Origin of the sequence: Scytonema sp. HK-05 (genome assembly GCF_963872035.1) — a bacterium.
GTDB lineage: Bacteria > Cyanobacteriota > Cyanobacteriia > Cyanobacteriales > Nostocaceae > Kalymmatonema.
Genome location: NZ_CAWMYC010000024.1, coordinates 102,574 through 116,450 on the forward strand (window position 1 = coordinate 102,574; position 13,877 = coordinate 116,450).

Here is a 13,877-nt window from a genome sequence, read left to right on the forward strand (position 1 = left end):
ATCAAACTGCATTTTCCGATGGCGGTGAAGTTTGAATTCCCAAAGAGCCAGCGGGCGCTAATAGTGTTTTGGGTTGTTTGAAGTTTTGAGTTTCTTGCAGAAGTTGCTTGATGTTGGTGAAGGAAACTCCCCCGAAATGGGGGTGTCCTCCATAATTTTCTGCAACGAAGGCGATCCTCAAACTCTTTGCCCTCACCGCCCAATCATGTTGTATCTATACTCGGCGGCGTTTGGGCGGACGGCAACCATTATGAGGAATCGGGGTAATATCCCGAATCAGCGTGATTTCCAGTCCTGCTCCTTGGAGTGCTCGGATAGCCGTTTCTCGACCTGCTCCTGGACCTGAGACCATAACTTCAATTTGGCGCATCCCTTGGTCGATCGCTCGACGTGCTGCACTTTCCGCTGCTGTCTGTGCTGCAAAAGGAGTTCCCTTCTTTGCTCCCTTAAAACCGCTAGAGCCAGCACTTGCCCAGGAGATGACATCTCCATTTTGATCGGTAATGGTGACAATGCTATTGTTGAAAGTAGACTGGATGTAACCCAGCCCATTTGGAACGTTGCGTTTTTGCTTTTTGCTTCCGGATTTTTTGTTGCTTTGCTGTCGCGCCATATTACACTCAGTTAAATTAAGATTAAGTATTGCTGAAGGTAGGCAAAGAAAAAATTACTTGGATGGTGCTTTCTTCTTACCAGCCACTGTCTGCCGTCTTCCTCGACGAGTTCTGGCATTAGTACGAGTTCTTTGTCCTCTGACTGGTAATCCCATCCGGTGACGGCGACCTCTATAGGTGCCAATGTCGATTAAGCGCTTGATGTTCATTGCCTCCCAGCGCCTTAGATCACCTTCTACTTGGTAGTTGCTTTCTATTTCTCCGCGCAGGGCTGCTACATCAGCATCGCTCAGGTCTTTAACACGGGTATCAGGGTTAACAGACGTAGCCTCTAAAATCTCTTTCGACAGAGATAAACCTATTCCATAGATGTAAGTGAGACCGATTTCAACGCGTTTGTCACGTGGAAGGTCTACTCCGGCAATACGTGCCACAACAATCTCCCTATTTCTAAAAGCTAGTGGTGTAAATGTTTGTCAGTTAGCAGTCAGCAGTTATCAGATGACGCACCGGCGATGACTGTTAACTATAAATGCTGTGTTATCCTTGACGCTGCTTATGCTTGGGATTCACACAAATCACCATGACGCGACCACGACGTCTAATCACGGTACACTTTTCACAGATTTTCTTGACAGAGGCTCTGACTTTCATCGCTTTTCTTTTGACTCCAAATGGTAGATTATAACATTTTAGGGTAAATTAATCAGTAAAATTCATCGTAAAAACAAAAAACTTTGTGATATGGTATTATTTATTACATAGTTTTTCTCTTGTTACATTTGATCACTCATTGGAGTTTTAGTTATATCGTTGTGTTTCAAGCTAACTTTGAGGCGAGCGCAAGAAATTCCAGTGTCGAAGGCAACTGCGTTTTTGCTATTGATCAGGCAATCACTCTTGGAAAAACTTGCTTATGTCTGATACTTTCATGCCTTGGTAAATTAGGACATGAGAGTCATTGTTCACATCGACGCCGAAAACTGTCACGAGGTGATACCTGAGTAACAGTAACTTCTATTTGAATCGCATCTTGGTTAATCAATAATTCATTTGCCTCCTGTAAAGAGTTTGAGAATTGTCTATTTCTTACGTAGTCGATAGGTAATTCTACCTTTTGTCAAGTCGTAAGGTGTTAGTTCTACTTTGACGCGATCGCCAGGTAAAATTTTGATATAGTTACGGCGAATCTTGCCAGAAATGTGAGCCAAGACATTAAAGCCGTTATCCAGATCAACGCGAAACATTGCATTTGGCAGGGACTCTGTGACCGTGCCTTCCATTTCAATCAAATCTTGCTTAGACAAGTTTTTTCCTCAACTCAACAGTCTCCTGGTTTGTTGCAGCGTGTTGTAGCCTGCTAAAAAACATAATTCGGAGAATATATCAACAGTTTATTAATATATCTTATCCAATCTTGACATAGATCTGTCGGCATAGGGAACAGGGAACAAGCGACAGGGAAAAACCTGTTACCTTAAACTTGTAACCTATTCCCTCTTTCTAGGCGATGAGCTTGTGCAATTCGCTAGTGACTTCTTCTGGGGACTGATCGCCGTTGACACTGAGAAGAGTCTGGCGACTGCTGTAAAAGTCAATCAAGGGTGCCGTTTCAGAGCGGTAGACTTCTAAGCGGCGACGAATCACCTCTTCGGTGTCATCTTTTCTTCCTCGCTGCAGCAACCGCGCTATCAGAATTTCGTCTGGCACTTCCAGATTGACCACCTTTTCGCCATGCTGGTTTAGCTGTTGCAGCAACTCCTCTAAGAAAACTGCTTGATTAACGGTACGGGGAAAGCCATCCAGAATCCAACCTGATTGAGTATCAGGCTGACTCAAACGTTCCTGCACCATTTCCTGCACTAGCTGGTCAGGAACCAACTCACCTTTGTCCATATAACCTTGAGCCTTGACACCCAAAGGGGTTTGCTCTTTTAGGGCTTGGCGCAGTATGTCACCCGTAGAAATATGGGCAATTTTCCAGTTGTCAGCTAGCGTTTTCGCTTGCGTTCCCTTACCAGCTCCAGGCGGTCCCAAGAAGATTACTCGTGTCACTATTGTTTCACCATTCCTTCATAGCGCTGAGAGATAACATAGGTTTGGATTTGCCTTGATGTATCAATAGCTACACCTACAAGAATCAATAGAGAGGTAGCACCTAGTCCCCTGAAGGTTCGCACATTCAAAGCACTTTCAACCGCGGTAGGGATAATCGCAATCAAACCCAAGAAGATAGCACCTAAAAAAGTGAGTCGATTAAGAACGCGCTCAATGTACTCGCTAGTTGCCTTTCCCGGACGAATGCCTGGTATACTAGACCCCATCTTCTTCAAGTTCTGCGCCACATCAACTGGGTTGACAATCAACGAAGAATAGAAGTAGCTAAAGAACACAATCGAAACTAGGTAGATAAGGGCATATACCCAAGGCTGAGAACCACCTGGGATCAGATAAGTGTTAACTATTTTTGAATACTCTGGATTGCGGATGAAGTTTTCTGCCAAAAGGGGCAAACTCAGAATTGCAGTTGCAAAAATAATCGGCATGACGCCCCCTTGATTGAGTCGTAGGGGTAGGTAGTTACGCTGCTCTGCAAAAATTCTGCGACCAACTTGACGGCGAGCAGAAATAATCGGAATGCGGCGGATTCCTTCTTGGACAAACACAATTCCAACAATCGTGGCGATGAAAAGCAGCAGTAGTACGATAACGCGACCTACTGTTTCTCGGCTTCCGCTTTGTACAAAATCGATAGTGTCGCCCAAGGCTTTTGGCAGTGTTGCCACAATATTGACAAAAATCAATAAAGATGCACCATTGCCAACACCTTGCTCTGTAATGACTTCTGATGCCCACATGACAAACATCGAACCAGCTACAAGAGCCAGCGCTGTTTCGATGACAAAAATCGGTCCGTAGTTGAAGGCAAAGGGTTTGAGCCAGAACGCTGCTAAGAAGACACTTTGAATAATCCCCCAACCCAAAGACACATACCGTGTAATTTGGGAAATCTTGCGCCGTCCTGCTTCACCTTCATTTTTCTGTAAATTTTCTAAAGCTGGGATGGCAGCAGTGAGCAATTGGATGATAATCGAAGCGTTAATGTAAGGCAAAATACCCAAGGCAAAGACTCCCAAAGCAGAGAGTCCACCTCCGGAAAAGATATCCAAAAAGCTTAATATCTGGTTGTTGCCTTGGATGGCTCTGGCAAACTCGTCTCGATTAATATTTGGTATAGGCAAATGTATGCCAAGACGAATCAAAAAGAGAATACCGAGTGTGACAAGCAGCCGACCTCGCAGCCCGGCTGCTTGCGCCATCTGCATAAAAGTTTCTTGAGCCGTTGGGGCTTTATCTCGACTAATCATAAAGGGCTACCTTGCTAGTTAAGTCAGGCGCTTGGCTGGGGTAGGCTTGTCGTAGGTGCGCGCTTTTTGGCTTACTTTGAAACTACTTCGCAACTCCCACCAGCTGCCTCAATTTTGCTACGAGCTGTACCTGTAAAAGCAGCCGCTTGCACCTTGAGCGGAACGCTCAATTCCCCATCCCCCAAAATCTTCAAAGGTCCTCGACTCCCAGTGAGAATACCAGCTTCTTTTAAGGAGATCAGTGTAACTTCTGTATTTGCAGGCAGGGAGGCTAGCTTTTCTACATTAATCGTAGTGTACTTCTTAGGATTAATCAGGGGAAAGCCTTTCAACTTAGGAATACGGCGGTACAATGGCTGTTGACCCCCTTCAAATCCAGGTCGGGTACCGCCACCAGAACGCGCGTTTTGACCACGCATACCTTTACCAGCACTAGCACCCTGACCGGCAGAAACCCCCCTACCTAAACGACGAGGGCGTTTCTTAGAGCCTTTTTGAGGACGAACATCAGTGAGTCTCATAGTCGAAACCTTATGTAAAATTAGTCACCTATGATTTGTCCTTTGTCATTTGCCAAGGACTAAGGACAAATATCGATTTTTAAATGTAAAGATTTTCAACAGGAATGCCTCGGTCTTCGGCAACTTCTGCAAAGGTTCGCAAGGTACCTAGGGCATTAATTGCGGCTCTGGCATTATTGAGAGGATTATTTGACCCAAGTTGCTTAGCCAGGATATTACGAATTCCTGCCAATTCAAGCACTGTACGCACAGCACCACCAGCAATTACCCCAGTACCAGGAGCTGCAGGTCGCATCATCACCTTAGCGCCGCCCCCGATACCGTCAATCGGATGGGGTATGGAGTTAGATTTGGTCATGGGGATATCTATGAGATGCTTTTTGCCGTCGGCTACGCCTTTTTTTACAGCACCAATCACATCTGAGGCTTTGCCTACTCCCACGCCAACTTGACCACGTTCATTACCCACAACGACTATTGCCCGGAAGCTAAGTTTTTTACCTCCTTTGACGACTTTACTGACGCGTCGGATTTGGATGACTCGCTCTTGCCAGTTGGTTTCTTCTTTTTTTGTACGGTTAGTTTTACGACGACCAGTTGCCATTTTAATTACCTCGTGATGGTCAGAAGTCATGAGTCAATGAGACGCTTACCAATGACAATGACTTCTTTAAAAATCTAGACCAGCTTCGCGAGCTGCTTCTGCTAGTGCTTTGACACGACCGTGGTAAAGGTTGCCACCTCGGTCAAAGACAACTTTGGTGATCCCTTTTTCTAGAGAGCGAGCTGCAATTAATTTGCCGACTTCAACAGAAGCATTGCAATTGGAACCGGAAGCTAATTTAGATTTCAACTCTGGTTCTACAGTTGAGGCTGCCACCAAGGTATGATGCTGGGTATCATCAATGACTTGAGCATAAATATGTTGGTGGGAGCGAAAGATGGCTAAGCGTGGGCGTTCTGTAGAACCACTGACTCTACCACGAATGCGTCTATGGCGACGCTCTTTTGATTCTCTACCTGTAAGCTTCATTTTTACTTCTTACTCTTACCAGTTTTACCAGCTTTACGTCTTACCGCTTCACCAGCGTAACGAATACCTTTGCCTTTGTAAGGTTCTGGTGGGCGAACAGCACGAATTTTCGCTGCTGTGTTGCCTACCACTTCTTTGTCATAGCCGCTGACAATAACGTTGGTATTATTTTCAACGACAAACTGAATGCCGTCAGGCGGAGCGATTTGCACTTGATGGCTATAACCCATGTTCAAAACCAGGTTCCGACCTTGAACTTGCGCCCTGTAACCAACCCCTTGAATTTCCAAACGACGTTGAAAGCCTGTGGAAACTCCTTCAACCATATTGGCAACCAAGGTGCGGCACAAACCGTGCATTTGGCGCGATGTGCGAGAATCATCGCGACGGTTGACCTGTAATGTTTCTCCTTCTTGGGAGACTGTGACATGAGTAGGCAAATCGCGAGAGAGTTCCCCTTTAGGACCTTTGACAAGCACTTTTGTGCCGTCAATGGTCACTTGCACTTTGGCAGGAACTGTAATTGGGCGTTTACCAATTCGAGACATAACTTTTTGTCCTTTGTTATTTGTCCTTTGTTATTTGTCCTTTGTTATTTGTCTTTTACGAATGACAAATGACTTATGACAAATGACTCATGACTACCAAACGTAGCAAAGTACTTCACCACCCAAGTTTTGACGTCGTGCTTCACGGTCAGTCATAATGCCACTTGATGTCGAAATAATGGCAATACCGATACCGCCTAGTACTCTTGGTAGTTCTTTTTTATTCGAGTAAACGCGCAAACCTGGTTTACTCACTCGCTTTAAGGCAGTGATCAGAGGCTGGCGATTCTTGCCCTTGTATTTCAAGGAAATCACCAAATTGCCCTTCACGCCTTCTCCTGCTTCTTCAAACTCAGCAATAAAGCCTTCATCGCGCAGCACTTTTGCAATGCTACGAGTCAATTTTGTGGATGGCACGTGTGTTGTTTGATGCCGCGCCATGTTGGCATTGCGGATGCGCGTGAGCATATCTGCAATTGTGTCGTTAACCGCCATCGTTCCCTCTTTAGATGAACTTATTGATCCCGAAAGGGCATTCCCATTTCTTTAAGTAAGGCGCGACCCTCTTCGTCAGTTTTTGCCGTGGTGATGATGGAAATATCCATCCCACGGATTTGGTCAATCCTGTCGTACTCAACTTCTGGAAAAATGAGTTGCTCTCTGACACCTAGAGTATAGTTGCCGCGACCATCAAAGCTTTTGGGACTAATCCCGCGAAAGTCCCGAATTCTTGGTAGTGACAGATTGATTAAACGGTCGAGAAAGGAATACATCCTTTCGCTTCTTAAGGTCACCATGATACCAACGGGCATACCTTGGCGAATTTTGAAGCCAGCGATCGCTTTTTTCGCTCGCGTCACTACAGGCTTTTGACCGGTAATTAGCGCAATCTCGCTTAAAGACGCTTCTAGTGCTTTGGCATTTTGAGATGCTTCCCCTAATCCACGGTTTACCGTGACTTTCACCACTTTCGGTACTTCATGAATGTTCTTGTACTGAAACTGTTGTATCAGTTTGGGGACAATTGTTTCCTGGTATACAGTTTTAAGTCTTATTGGTGCCATAGTTTTTTGTCCTTTTTATCCCTGGGCTTGGTCAGGGAACAATGAAGTTTTGAGTTGTAAGTTCTGAGTTTTATTCCTAACTCCTAACTTCTCGTTGCTTCTATTTATCTATGATTTCGCCAGTTTTCTTAAGCATCCTGACTTTCTTGCCTTCTTCTGTGAAGGTGTAGGAAATGCGACTGGCAACGTTTTGCTTGGTGGAATAGAGCATCACGTTAGAACTGTGGATTGGGTATTCCTGATTGACAATCCGTCCAGATTCTCCTTCTTGCTGGGGTTTAACGTGCTTAGTTTTAATATTTACACCTTTGACAATGACTTTACTCTCTTGGGGAAGCGCTTTAATCACTTCACCAACTTTGCCTTTGTCTTTCCCAGCAATGACTTGTACGGTATCGCCAGCTTTTACGTGCATTTTGTAAAAAACTTTCGGCTGATTTCTCTTTTGAGTTACCATTACAGCACCTCCGGAGCCAGAGAAACAATTTTGGTAAAGTTTTTGTCACGTAGTTCCCGTGCCACTGGTCCGAAAACCCGTGTTCCTCTGGGGTTACCATCTTTATTAATGATAACTGCGGCATTATCGTCAAAGCGAATACTCATACCGCTGTCTCGATTAATATTATGTCGGGTGCGGACAATGACTGCCTCGACAACATCAGACTTCTTCACAGCCATATTTGGCTGAGCATCTTTGACTACGGCGATAATGCGATCGCCTATGAAGCCATAACGGCGGTTCCCTGCTCCTAATACGCGGATGCACATCAGTTTGCGGGCACCGCTATTATCTGCGACATTAAGGTAAGTTTGGGGTTGAATCACAATTGTTCTCCCTTGTTGTGTTGTTAGCTACCTAACAACTCATGAATTATGTTTAGCTAGCTTTGGTCGTCAGGATTTCTGCCACTGTCCAGCGCTTGGTTTTACTCAGGGGTCGTGTTTCCTGAATGCGAACGCGATCGCCGACTTTACATTTATTTTCTTCATCGTGCGCCTTATAGCGCCGAGTTTTCACGACAATCTTGCCGTATTTGGGATGGGGAGCGCGGTTTTCGATGGCGACTACGACCGTTTTTTGCATTTTGTCGCTCACTACCAACCCAACTCGTTCTTTAACTGCCATACTCTTCTACTCTGATTCTTTAGCGGGTTGACTTGAGGAAGATGCCCGTTTCCGCTCTGCTTCCACAGTCATTAATTGAGCGAGGCGGTGGCGGGCGTGTCTAAACTTGTGCGGTTTGTCTAGCTGTCTGGTTGCTTGTTGCAAGCGCAACTGAAACAATTCCTTTTTGACGGCGGTAATTTGCTGCGCCAGTTGCTCGTCAGTTAATTCTCTGGCTTCGGAAATCTTGGGAAGAGGCATAACTTACACCTGCTGTTCCTCTTGGGAGCGTGTAATGAACTTGGTTTTAATGGGCAACTTGTAAGCTGCCAATCGCATTGCTTCGCGCGCGGTTTCTTCGGCAACGCCTGCAATTTCAAACAAAATTCGTCCGGGTTTGACGACTGCTACCCAGTACTCTGGCGAACCCTTACCAGAACCCATCCGGGTTTCTGCAGGACGCATGGTGACTGGTTTATCGGGGAAAATCCGAATCCAGATTTTACCACCCCGGCGGATATAACGAGTCATTGCCCGACGAGAAGCTTCGATTTGGCGGGAGGTGATCCAACAGGGTTCTAAAGCTTGGAGAGCAAAGTCCCCAAAGTTGAGGCTGCTGCCGCGAGTGGCGAGACCATTCATCCGTCCGCGCTGTTGTTTACGGAATTTCGTTCTTCTTGGACTTAGCATGACTAGGTACTAGGGATTAGGGATTAGTGATTGGGGATTAGGGATTAGGGATTAGTTATTAGGGATGGGAAGGTTCTTTCTCAGTCTCTAATTGCCGGTCTCCGCCTCGCCAGTCCCCCTTTATCCTTCATTTGAGCGGTCTTCAAATTGTTGGCGACGGCGTTGTTGTTGGCGGCGAGATGGAGGGCGATCGCGATCGCGATCGCGAGTCGTTGCTGCGGGAGTCGTTTCTTCCTGTCCGGGAATAATTTCTCCCTTGAACACCCACACCTTAATACCGAGAATTCCGTAAACAGTTTTTGCCGTGCAGTATGAGTAGTCAATGTCAGCTCGCAACGTGTGTAGAGGTACTCTACCTTCACGAGTCCACTCTGTCCGGGCGATTTCTGCCCCGTTGAGCCGTCCGCTGACTTGAATTTTGATGCCTTGTATGCCAGCGCGTTGAGCACGCTGAATCGCTTGCCGTACGACACGCCGGAAGGAAACGCGGCGTTCGAGTTGCTGAGCAATATATTCAGCAATCAAGAAGGCATCCGCATCAACTCGTTGTACTTCAACTACGTTAATACGAATCTGGCGATTGCTCCCCAGCAGTTGCTGGAGACCGGTACGTAAAGATTCAATGCCTTGCCCACCTCGACCTACAACCACACCAGGTCGAGCTGTACGTACCTCTAAATCGATTTGGTCTGCTTTGCGGTCAATCCGCACTTCAGAAATTCCGGCGTTATTTTGGGCGTATCTACCCAGTTTTCGTTCTATGTACTGACGAAGTTTGTGGTCTTCTTGTAGAAGTTCTGGATAGCGACTCGGGTCAGCAAACCAACGAGATTGATGTTCTTGGGTTACGCCCAAGCGAAAACCGACTGGATGTATCTTCTGTCCCACAAATGCTTCCTCTAAAAATTCTTTCTGTAGGTAATTTTTTATTCGCCTGCGGCGCTGTCAGCTGCGACAGCCACAGTGATATGACACGTCGGCTTGCGAATCTGATAAGCACGACCTTGCGCCCTAGGTTGGAACCGTTTTAGTACCGGACCTTGATCCGCGTAGGCTTGAGTAATGACCAAATTCGTTCTATCTAGCCCTGCGTTATGCTCGGCATTAGCTGCAGCGCTTCTGAGAACCTTTAACACTGGCTCGCAGGAGCGATAGGGCATGAATTCTAGAATAATCAGCGCTTCTCGGTACGAGCGCCCCCGGATTTGGTCAAGTACGCGACGCACTTTATAGGGAGACATCCGTATATAACGGGCGATCGCTTTCACTTCTGTCGTATTATCTACTGCCATATTTTTCTCCATTTGTCAAGAGGATGACCCTTGCAAAGCGTCCTTCGAGAGTCAAGAGCCACTCATTTTGACTTTAAACTCTGGATTTTGGGCTTTTAACTATCTACCTGATTTTTTGTCACTCTTCGCGTGACCTCTAAAAGTACGCGTCGGGGCAAATTCGCCTAGTTTGTGTCCCACCATTTGGTCAGAGATGAAAATTGGCACGTGCTGGCGTCCGTTATGAACGGCAATGGTATGACCTACCATGAGCGGTAAAATTGTCGAAGCCCGGGACCAAGTTTTAATGACTTCTTTTTTGTTGTTTTCGTTGAGCTTTTCAATTTTCGTCATTAGATGATCCGCAACGAACGGACCTTTTTTTAGAGAACGACCCATAATTCGATTTTGGATTTTGGATTTTGGAGTTTAGATTTAGAATTTTCGATTTACCAAGTTGTTATTTTGGATTTTGGATGAAATTTCCAATCCAAAATCCAAAATTTCAAATCTAAAATTCTAAGATTCACGACCGCCACGACCGCGTTTAGAAGATTTACGGCGACGGCGGACAATTAACTTGCTACTGGGTTTCTTACGCTTGCGTGTTTTATAGCCTAAAGCAGGTTTACCCCAAGGTGTCACAGGTCCCGGTCTACCGATGGGTGCCCGACCTTCACCACCACCATGTGGGTGGTCAACTGGGTTCATCACACTACCTCTGACTTGAGGACGGCGACCCTTCCAGCGAATTCTACCCGCTTTACCGGCACTCAGGTTTCTGGCATCGAGATTACCGACTTGTCCAATAGTGGCATAGCACTCGCGGCGCACCAGGCGGACTTCTCCAGAAGGCAACTTGAGTGTAACGTAGTTACCTTCTTTTGCCACAACTTGAGCAGTTGCACCAGCAGCGCGAACGATTTGACCGCCTTTACCGGGTTTCAATTCTACGTTGTGAACGCCGGTTCCTAAGGGAATGTTGGATAGGGGTAAAGCGTTGCCATCTTCGATGGGAGAATCTGGACCTGCAACAACTGTTGTCCCGACTTTCAAACCATTCGGTTGAAGGATGTAACGCTTTTCGCCGTCTTCGTATTGCAAAAGGGCAATCCGCGCGTTGCGGTTGGGGTCGTATTCAATTGCCGTCACTGTGGCACGAATACCACGCTTATCTCGTTTAAAGTCGATGATGCGGTAAAGGCGCTTGTGACCGCCACCCCGGTGCCGAACGGTGATCCGCCCTTGATTATTTCTACCTTTGGCGCGATGTATGGATACTGTTAGCGATTTTTCTGGCTCGGTTTTGGTAATTTCCGAGAAGTCAGAAATCGTAACTTGGCGAGTACTGGGGGTATAAGGGCGATAAGAACGAGTACCCATTTTCTTAAACCTCTGGGAAGAGAACTTGTCTAATCTTGTCTACGTCCCCAGCTGCCACTGTCACAATAGCTCGCTTGTATTGGGGCTTGAAACCAATAAACTTACCAACACGCCGCTTTTTGCGCGGTGGCTTTGAAGTGTTGACTTTTTCGACCTTGACGTCAAATAAATCTTCAATTGCGGCTCTGATTTGTGGTTTTGTTGCTTTTGGAACCACTTCAAAGGTGTATTTATTTTGCTCCATCAAAATCGTCGCTTTTTCAGTGACAATTGGGCGACGCACAAGGTCGGGAAGGTTGCGGGGGTCAAATTTAGTCACCGTAGACCTCCTGAATTTTTTCGAGTGCTGATGCTGTCACAACAATCTTGTCGGCGTGCAGCAAATCGTAAACATTTAACTGATCAGCAGCAAGTAGCTTTAATTTTTCTACGTTGCGGGCTGATAAATATATGTTTTCTGTACGTTCAGACAAGATTAACAAGGTATTATTTTCTGGCTCTGACCCCCAACGGGCGATCGCTCCCACTAACTCTTTTGTTTTGGGACGCTGGATCTGATCACCAAATTCTTCCACTACGATTAAATCATCAATCCGACTAGCAAAAGCCGTTCGCAAAGCTAAACGCCGCTCTTTGCGGTTCATCTTGATCTCATAATTTCGCGGTTTCGGTCCAAAAATGACACCACCACCACGCCACAACGGTGAACGAATAGATCCAGCACGCGCACGACCTGTCCCTTTTTGCCGCCAAGGTTTGCGACCGCCACCTCTGACCTCAGAACGGGTTTTGGTACTTGCGGTTCCTTGGCGAGCATTGGTCATTTGTCTTACCAAGGCTCGATGTACGACATGAGATGCCGTTTCCTCTTTGGCAACCTTGAGGTCGAACGTTTTTTGTTCGACTTGTTCTCCTTGCCAATTTTTGACTACATACTCAAACATTTCTCTGTCTACCTCTTCATAGCTATCAGCTATCTACTTCTAGCCATCAGCGAAAAGCAAGCTGACTGCTATTTACTACGACCAACTAATGTTGCCGGGACAATATCTACTAAGGCACCTGGCTTACCAGGAATACCTCCCTTGATGAGTATTAAGTTGCGTTCTGGGTCTACTCGTACCACAGTCAGTTTGCGAATTGTGACGCGCGTACCTCCCAAACGTCCTGCCATCCGCTTACCTGGATAGACACGACCGGGAGTTGTACCAGCACCAATCGAACCTGGTTCTCTGTGGTTTTTGGAACCGTGCGACATTGGTCCTCGACCAAAATTGTTGCGTTTTTGGTTACCAGCAAAACCCTTACCAATACTTGTACCAATTACGTCTACAATTTGACCGGCACTAAAAATATCTGCTTTAATCTCTTGACCTAAAGCATACTCACCGGAGTTATCTATGCGATACTCCTGTAAATGACGCAGCGCTGGGGCAGATGCTTTATTCAAGTGTCCCAGCAGCGGTTTATTCAGCGCTTTTGGCTTGACTTCGCCATAACCTACTTGGATGGCGGAGTAACCGTCGGTCTGTTTTGTTTTAACTTGGGTAACGGTACATGGTCCCGCTTGAATGACAGTAACAGGAATGGCTACTCCTGCTTCGTCAAATATTTGGGTCATGCCCAGTTTGGTGCCGAGAATACCTACAGACACAGTTACTGGATCTCCTTTTTACTTACTTGTTTTGGAATCCGATTCTTATCGGGTACGCTGTTTCAACTCCCGTTAAGAGAAGTTCCGGCTTTTTGTGAACTGACCTGTGAAGTCGATCTGCTTAGGTAATGACAGATTCAACTTCTTTGGGTCTTCACCCAACATTCCGTACTGTTTAATCAATCCGTTTACTTGTTATTCGTCACCAGAACAGCCAAAAGTACCTTCCTTCTAGGAAGAGATAACTTCTAGATTTTTTGCAAGGCGCTATAACTTTGCGCTTTGTGCAGCAATGCTTCTGTCCAAGCAATTGCTCTGGCACGTCTTTGTTGTAGTAGGACTTGTGCAGCTAGCTGCCCAGTATCCATTCACTGAGACTTCTGCAATGCTACAAACCAACATTACTGCTCAGTTTCTACTTTATCCGCTACCTTAAACAATAATTCAAGCTTATTTAAGGTTTTGCCTTGTTGTGAGCTTCAGGAGTGAATGCTGCTTATGCCCTAAGGCAAGCATTAGTTTTTTAACTAACCACTCCCAAGTTGTCGTCGCAGCTTTTCTAGTTTACCAGTCTCTTAGCAATTTCTGCTATTTTATTCCATATGGAATTCAATGATCAGTTTTTG

Annotated in this window: 25 protein-coding genes; all 25 read right to left on the reverse strand. The window is 46.0% G+C overall.

Annotated elements, in window-relative coordinates; genetic code table 11:
- Position 1: 1 nt before the first annotated feature.
- Complete coding sequence (locus tag AACT52_RS41210; RefSeq protein WP_073629576.1) at positions 2 to 181, reverse strand: hypothetical protein; 180 nt, start codon at positions 179 to 181, stop codon at positions 2 to 4.
- Positions 182 to 214: 33 nt separating this feature from the next.
- Positions 215 to 613, reverse strand: coding sequence for a 30S ribosomal protein S11 (rpsK, locus tag AACT52_RS04965; RefSeq protein ID WP_041036056.1), 399 nt, complete (start codon positions 611 to 613; stop codon positions 215 to 217).
- 54 nt (positions 614 to 667) lie between these two features.
- Positions 668 to 1,048, reverse strand: a complete 381-nt coding sequence (gene rpsM / locus AACT52_RS04970) for a 30S ribosomal protein S13 (protein WP_041036058.1) — start codon at positions 1,046 to 1,048, stop codon at positions 668 to 670.
- A gap of 106 nt (positions 1,049 to 1,154) precedes the next feature.
- Complete coding sequence (gene rpmJ / locus AACT52_RS04975; RefSeq protein ID WP_071599794.1) at positions 1,155 to 1,268, reverse strand: 50S ribosomal protein L36; 114 nt, start codon at positions 1,266 to 1,268, stop codon at positions 1,155 to 1,157.
- Positions 1,269 to 1,696: 428 nt separating this feature from the next.
- A complete protein-coding gene (gene infA / locus AACT52_RS04980) occupies positions 1,697 to 1,921 on the reverse strand; it encodes a translation initiation factor IF-1 (RefSeq protein ID WP_006276978.1) in 225 nt (74 codons plus the stop codon).
- Between the two features lie 196 nt (positions 1,922 to 2,117).
- On the reverse strand, positions 2,118 to 2,669 hold the full coding sequence (locus tag AACT52_RS04985; protein WP_073629578.1) for an adenylate kinase: 552 nt from the start codon (positions 2,667 to 2,669) through the stop codon (positions 2,118 to 2,120).
- Complete coding sequence (gene secY / locus AACT52_RS04990) at positions 2,669 to 3,982, reverse strand: preprotein translocase subunit SecY (RefSeq protein ID WP_073629580.1); 1,314 nt, start codon at positions 3,980 to 3,982, stop codon at positions 2,669 to 2,671. The genes AACT52_RS04985 and secY overlap by 1 nt, the downstream gene beginning before the upstream one ends.
- Positions 3,983 to 4,053: 71 nt before the next feature.
- Positions 4,054 to 4,503 carry a 50S ribosomal protein L15 gene (rplO, locus tag AACT52_RS04995; protein WP_073629582.1) on the reverse strand — a complete coding sequence of 150 codons (450 nt, stop codon included), beginning with the start codon at positions 4,501 to 4,503 and terminating at the stop codon, positions 4,054 to 4,056.
- Between the two features lie 79 nt (positions 4,504 to 4,582).
- On the reverse strand, positions 4,583 to 5,107 hold the full coding sequence (gene rpsE / locus AACT52_RS05000) for a 30S ribosomal protein S5 (RefSeq protein WP_041037869.1): 525 nt from the start codon (positions 5,105 to 5,107) through the stop codon (positions 4,583 to 4,585).
- Between the two features lie 66 nt (positions 5,108 to 5,173).
- The gene (gene rplR, locus AACT52_RS05005; RefSeq protein ID WP_073629584.1) at positions 5,174 to 5,536 is read right to left on the reverse strand and encodes a 50S ribosomal protein L18; all 363 of its coding nucleotides are present in this window, start codon (positions 5,534 to 5,536) and stop codon (positions 5,174 to 5,176) included.
- A 2-nt stretch (positions 5,537 to 5,538) separates the two neighbouring features.
- Positions 5,539 to 6,084, reverse strand: a complete 546-nt coding sequence (gene rplF, locus AACT52_RS05010) for a 50S ribosomal protein L6 (protein ID WP_073629586.1) — start codon at positions 6,082 to 6,084, stop codon at positions 5,539 to 5,541.
- Positions 6,085 to 6,177: 93 nt separating this feature from the next.
- Positions 6,178 to 6,579 carry a 30S ribosomal protein S8 gene (rpsH, locus tag AACT52_RS05015; protein ID WP_073629588.1) on the reverse strand — a complete coding sequence of 134 codons (402 nt, stop codon included), beginning with the start codon at positions 6,577 to 6,579 and terminating at the stop codon, positions 6,178 to 6,180.
- Between the two features lie 20 nt (positions 6,580 to 6,599).
- Positions 6,600 to 7,148, reverse strand: a complete 549-nt coding sequence (gene rplE, locus AACT52_RS05020) for a 50S ribosomal protein L5 (RefSeq protein ID WP_073629590.1) — start codon at positions 7,146 to 7,148, stop codon at positions 6,600 to 6,602.
- A 100-nt stretch (positions 7,149 to 7,248) separates the two neighbouring features.
- Complete coding sequence (rplX, locus tag AACT52_RS05025) at positions 7,249 to 7,605, reverse strand: 50S ribosomal protein L24 (RefSeq protein ID WP_073629592.1); 357 nt, start codon at positions 7,603 to 7,605, stop codon at positions 7,249 to 7,251.
- A complete protein-coding gene (gene rplN, locus AACT52_RS05030) occupies positions 7,605 to 7,973 on the reverse strand; it encodes a 50S ribosomal protein L14 (RefSeq protein WP_041036069.1) in 369 nt (122 codons plus the stop codon). Before rplN ends, rplX begins: the two co-directional genes overlap by 1 nt.
- 52 nt (positions 7,974 to 8,025) lie before the next feature.
- A complete protein-coding gene (gene rpsQ, locus AACT52_RS05035; protein ID WP_073629594.1) occupies positions 8,026 to 8,274 on the reverse strand; it encodes a 30S ribosomal protein S17 in 249 nt (82 codons plus the stop codon).
- A 6-nt stretch (positions 8,275 to 8,280) separates the two neighbouring features.
- The gene (gene rpmC / locus AACT52_RS05040) at positions 8,281 to 8,514 is read right to left on the reverse strand and encodes a 50S ribosomal protein L29 (RefSeq protein WP_073629596.1); all 234 of its coding nucleotides are present in this window, start codon (positions 8,512 to 8,514) and stop codon (positions 8,281 to 8,283) included.
- A 3-nt stretch (positions 8,515 to 8,517) separates the two neighbouring features.
- Entirely contained in the window at positions 8,518 to 8,943 is a 426-nt protein-coding gene (rplP, locus tag AACT52_RS05045) for a 50S ribosomal protein L16 (RefSeq protein ID WP_073629598.1), read from the reverse strand.
- Between the two features lie 120 nt (positions 8,944 to 9,063).
- Positions 9,064 to 9,831, reverse strand: coding sequence for a 30S ribosomal protein S3 (rpsC, locus tag AACT52_RS05050; RefSeq protein WP_073629600.1), 768 nt, complete (start codon positions 9,829 to 9,831; stop codon positions 9,064 to 9,066).
- Positions 9,832 to 9,869: 38 nt separating this feature from the next.
- The gene (gene rplV / locus AACT52_RS05055; RefSeq protein WP_073629602.1) at positions 9,870 to 10,235 is read right to left on the reverse strand and encodes a 50S ribosomal protein L22; all 366 of its coding nucleotides are present in this window, start codon (positions 10,233 to 10,235) and stop codon (positions 9,870 to 9,872) included.
- A gap of 99 nt (positions 10,236 to 10,334) precedes the next feature.
- Positions 10,335 to 10,613 carry a 30S ribosomal protein S19 gene (gene rpsS, locus AACT52_RS05060; RefSeq protein ID WP_073629604.1) on the reverse strand — a complete coding sequence of 93 codons (279 nt, stop codon included), beginning with the start codon at positions 10,611 to 10,613 and terminating at the stop codon, positions 10,335 to 10,337.
- Between the two features lie 120 nt (positions 10,614 to 10,733).
- Positions 10,734 to 11,597, reverse strand: a complete 864-nt coding sequence (gene rplB / locus AACT52_RS05065) for a 50S ribosomal protein L2 (RefSeq protein ID WP_073629606.1) — start codon at positions 11,595 to 11,597, stop codon at positions 10,734 to 10,736.
- A gap of 4 nt (positions 11,598 to 11,601) precedes the next feature.
- Positions 11,602 to 11,916 (reverse strand): 50S ribosomal protein L23, encoded by a 315-nt coding sequence (locus AACT52_RS05070; RefSeq protein ID WP_073629608.1) that lies wholly within the window; start codon positions 11,914 to 11,916, stop codon positions 11,602 to 11,604.
- Positions 11,909 to 12,541, reverse strand: a complete 633-nt coding sequence (gene rplD, locus AACT52_RS05075) for a 50S ribosomal protein L4 (RefSeq protein ID WP_073629610.1) — start codon at positions 12,539 to 12,541, stop codon at positions 11,909 to 11,911. The genes AACT52_RS05070 and rplD overlap by 8 nt, the downstream gene beginning before the upstream one ends.
- 68 nt (positions 12,542 to 12,609) lie before the next feature.
- Positions 12,610 to 13,251 (reverse strand): 50S ribosomal protein L3, encoded by a 642-nt coding sequence (gene rplC, locus AACT52_RS05080; RefSeq protein WP_073629612.1) that lies wholly within the window; start codon positions 13,249 to 13,251, stop codon positions 12,610 to 12,612.
- Positions 13,252 to 13,877: the final 626 nt, after the last annotated feature.